Origin of the sequence: Streptomyces sp. WELS2 (assembly GCF_013870595.1) — a bacterium.
Lineage (GTDB): Bacteria > Actinomycetota > Actinomycetes > Streptomycetales > Streptomycetaceae > Streptomyces.
On record NZ_JACBWZ010000632.1, the window covers coordinates 1 to 3,716 of the forward strand.

Sequence of the window (3,716 nt, forward strand, 5' to 3'; positions counted from 1 at the left end):
GCCCGCGGCCCCCCCCCCCCCCCCCCCCCCCCCCCCCCCCCCCCCCGGACCACCGCTTGACCCCGCCGCGACGTCAACGTCTGTACTGATCCCATGCGGATCGGAGAGCTCGCCGCCGCCGTCGGCGTCACGACGCGCACCGTGCGGCACTACCACCACCTGGGCCTGCTGCCCGAGCCGGCCCGGCGCGCCAACGGCTACCGGCACTACGCGCTGCGGCACGCCGTCGTCCTGGCCCGGATCCGGCGGCTGACCGAGCTGGGGCTGGGCCTGACCGAGGTGCGGGACGTACTCGCCGACGACGCGGGCAAGGACCTGGCCGAGGTGCTGACCGAACTGGACGCGGACCTGGCCCGGCAGGAGGCGGGGATCCGGGAGCGCCGGCGGCGGCTGCGGGCGCTGCTGGACGCCGGGGAGCCGCCCGCCGAGGGTCCCGTCTCACCCGAACTGGCCGCCGTACTGGACGCGTTGCCCGCCGACGGCTCCCCCATGGCCGCCAAGGACCGGAAGGTCCTGGCCCTGGTCGACACGGGGGCGTCGCCGGAGGACCGGGAGCGGCTGTCGGCCGCGCTGCGCGGCGTCCTGGACGACCCGGACGCGGTGGCCCGCGCCCGCGAGGCGTACGCGCCGCTCGACGCGCCGGCCGACGCGGACCCGGATGATCCGCGCGTGGAGCGGACGGCGCGCACGCTCGCCGCGTGCGTACCGGACGGGCTGCCGATGGAGGGCCAACCCGACCTGGACAACGCGGTGTTGGGGGCTCTGTACGCCGACTTGGCACCCGCCCAGGCGGAGGCGGTGCGCCGTATGCTGGAGATCGCCTTGGGGGTGGAGCGATGACGACGGTGTACCGGTTGGCCCGGCACGAGATGCGGCTCTTCGTCAGTCTGGCGCTGTGGCTGGCCCGGCGCACCCAGGGCACCGGCGGCGGGCGGGCGTTCGGGTACGCGCGCGGGCAGGGCGCGACGCTGCTGGGGCTGGCCTTCGTCTGCGTCGTCGAGACGGTCGGCGTGTCCTTCATGCTGCGGGACATGCCGCTCGCGCACGACGTGCTGCTGGTGGTGGACGTCTACACCGTGCTGCTCGTGATCGGCCTGCACGCGGCCGGCGTGGTCCGCCCGCACGTGCTGACCGGCGACGCGCTGCGGGTGCGCCACGGCGCCCATACCGACCTGCGGATCCCGCTGGCCTCGATCGCCGCCGTACGCCGGGAGACCCGGACCACGCACAAGCCGGAACCGGACGCCCTGGACCTGATCGTCGGCTCGCAGACCACGGTGACCCTCGAGCTCGCCGAGCCCGTCGTGCACACGTCCCTGGCGGGCCGGCGCAGGCCGGTGCGCGTGGTGCGGCTGTACGCCGACGACCCGGGTGCCCTGGTCCAGGCCCTCGCCGCGCGCTGAACCCCGTGGTCGGGGCCGTACGCGGGACCGCCGTACCCTGGCGCGGAGGTCTACGTAAGGAGTACGTGTTGCTGGTCCTGCTGCCGCCCTCCGAGGGCAAGGCGAACTCGGGTGACGGCGCCCCGCTGGAGCTGGGCTCGCTGTCCCTGCCGGGGCTGACCGCGGCGCGGGAGGCCGTGCTAGGCGAGCTGGTCGGGCTGTGCTCCGGCGACCCGGAGAAGGCCCGCGAGGTGCTGGGGCTCAGCGAGGGGCTGCGCGGTGAGGTCGCGAAGAACGCCGGGCTGCGCACGGCCGGCGCCCGCCCCGCCGGGGAGATCTACACCGGTGTCCTCTACGACGCCCTCGGCCTGGCCACGCTGGACGCGGACGCCCGGCGGCGCGCCGCCGGCTCGCTGCTGGTGTTCTCCGGACTGTGGGGCGCGGTACGCGTGACGGACCGGATCCCCTCCTACCGCTGCTCGATGGGCGTGAAGCTGCCGGGCCTCGGCGCGCTGGCCGGGCACTGGCGGGCGCCGATGGCCGAGGTGCTGCCGGAGGCGGCCGGCGAGGGCCTGGTGCTGGACCTGCGTTCCTCGGCCTACGCGACCGCCTGGAAGCCGAAGGGCGAGCCGGCCGGGCGCACGGCGACGGTACGGGTGCTGCACGCGCCCACCCGGAAGGTCGTCAGCCACTTCAACAAGGCGACGAAGGGGCGGATCGTACGCGGCCTGCTCACGTCCGGGGCGGTCCCGGAGAACCCGGCCGAACTGGTAGAGGTGCTGCGGGAGCTGGGCTACACCGTGGAGGCGGAGGCGCCCGGCAAGGCGGGCAGGGCGTGGGCGCTGGACGTGCTGGTGGAGGAGATTCACTGACTCCGAGTCGGGCGTTGCAGCATGCGCAACGCTCATTGCGGGTGATGCAGTAGCTGGGCACGATGAGGGCATGACCTCGCCGCTGCCCCGCTCCGCCGACCCCTCCGTCCTGGATCTCGCGCCCGTCCTGCCCGTCGTGGTGCTCGCCGACGCCGCCGACGCCGTACCGCTGGCTCGGGCGCTGGTGGCCGGCGGGCTGCCCGCTGTCGAGGTGACCCTGCGGACCCCGGCGGCGCTGGAGGCGATCCGCGCCATCGCCGGCGAGGTGCCCGAGGCGGTGGTCGGCGCGGGCACGGTGGTGACCCCGGAGCAGGTGGGCGCGGTGACGGCGGCCGGGGCGCGGTTCCTGGTCAGCCCCGGCTGGACGGAGTCGCTGCTGACGGCGATGCGCGCGTCCGGGGTGCCGTACCTGCCCGGGGTGTCGACCGCCTCGGAGGTGGTCGCGCTGCTGGAGCGCGGGGTGCGGGAGATGAAGTTCTTCCCGGCGCAGGCGGCGGGCGGTACGGCCTATCTGCGCTCGCTGGCCGGACCGTTGCCGCAGGCCCGGTTCTGCCCGACCGGCGGGATCGGGCCGGCGACCGCGCCGGAGTACCTGTCCCTGCCCAACGTGGGCTGCGTCGGCGGCAGCTGGATGGTCCCGGCCGAGGCGGTGGCCGCCCGCGACTGGGACCGGATCGAGCAGCTGGCGCGGGCGGCGGCCGGGCTCAGGGGCGCAGGTGGGACGTGTCGTTGAAGAGCCGGACGCTCGCGTTGCCGTCCGCGTAGTACGCCACCGCCGACAGCGAGGCCGCCGACAGCTCCATCCGGAACAGCGACTCGGGCGGGGCGCCGAGGGCGAGCCGGATCAGCGTCTTGATCGGGGTGACGTGGGTGACCAGCAGGACCGTACGGCCCTGGTACGCCGCGACCAGCTTGTCCCGGGTGGCGGCCAGCCGTACGGCGGTCTCGGCGAAGCTCTCGCCGCCGCCGGTGGGATGGGCCTCCGGGTCGGCGAGCCAGGCGTCCAGGTCGTCCGGGTAGCGCTCGCGGACCTCGCCGAAGGTCAGCCCCTCCCAGGCGCCGAAGTCCGTCTCGCGCAGGCCCTCCTCGACCGTGACGTCCAGGTTCAGCCGGGCGGCGACGATCCCCGCGGTCTCGCGGGTACGGGCCAGGGGGGAGGCCACGATCTCCTGGATGGTGCCGCGCCTGGCCAGGGCCTCGGCGACGCGGTGCGCCTGCTCGCGGCCGGCGGCGGAGAGAGCGGGGTCGGTGCCGCCGCTGCCGGAGAAGCGTTTCTGTGGGGTCAGCGGGGTCTCGCCGTGGCGCAGCAGCACGAGGGTGGCCGGGGCGCCGAGGTCGGGCGCGGAACTCCAGCCGGGCGCGGAGGGCTGCCCGGCGGAGTCCGGCGCGGAGGGCTGACCGGCGGAGTCCGGCGCGGAGGGCTGCCCCTGATCGGCGGCTCCCGGACGCTGCGCATCGGGTT

At 75.7% G+C, this 3,716-nt stretch carries 5 protein-coding genes; 4 read left to right on the plus strand and 1 reads right to left on the minus strand.

What is annotated here, in order from left to right; translation table 11 throughout:
* Positions 1-93: 93 nt before the first annotated feature.
* From H5J33_RS27075 to eda, 4 genes are all read left to right on the plus strand, one after another.
* Positions 94-840 (plus strand): MerR family transcriptional regulator, encoded by a 747-nt coding sequence (locus H5J33_RS27075; RefSeq protein ID WP_181797465.1) that lies wholly within the window; start codon positions 94-96, stop codon positions 838-840.
* Positions 837-1,403: a hypothetical protein gene (locus H5J33_RS27080; RefSeq protein ID WP_181797466.1), complete on the plus strand. Its 567-nt coding sequence runs from the start codon at positions 837-839 to the stop codon at positions 1,401-1,403. The genes H5J33_RS27075 and H5J33_RS27080 overlap by 4 nt, the downstream gene beginning before the upstream one ends.
* A gap of 68 nt (positions 1,404-1,471) precedes the next feature.
* Entirely contained in the window at positions 1,472-2,254 is a 783-nt protein-coding gene (yaaA, locus tag H5J33_RS27085) for a peroxide stress protein YaaA (RefSeq protein ID WP_181797467.1), read from the plus strand.
* Positions 2,255-2,324: 70 nt separating this feature from the next.
* Complete coding sequence (eda, locus tag H5J33_RS27090) at positions 2,325-2,987, plus strand: bifunctional 4-hydroxy-2-oxoglutarate aldolase/2-dehydro-3-deoxy-phosphogluconate aldolase (RefSeq protein ID WP_181797468.1); 663 nt, start codon at positions 2,325-2,327, stop codon at positions 2,985-2,987.
* Here the strand turns inward: eda and H5J33_RS27095 are convergent.
* A partial coding sequence (locus H5J33_RS27095) for a histidine phosphatase family protein (RefSeq protein ID WP_258565429.1) occupies positions 2,959-3,716 on the minus strand: 758 nt, incomplete at its 5' end. The two genes, eda and H5J33_RS27095, sit on opposite strands and share 29 nt — an antisense overlap.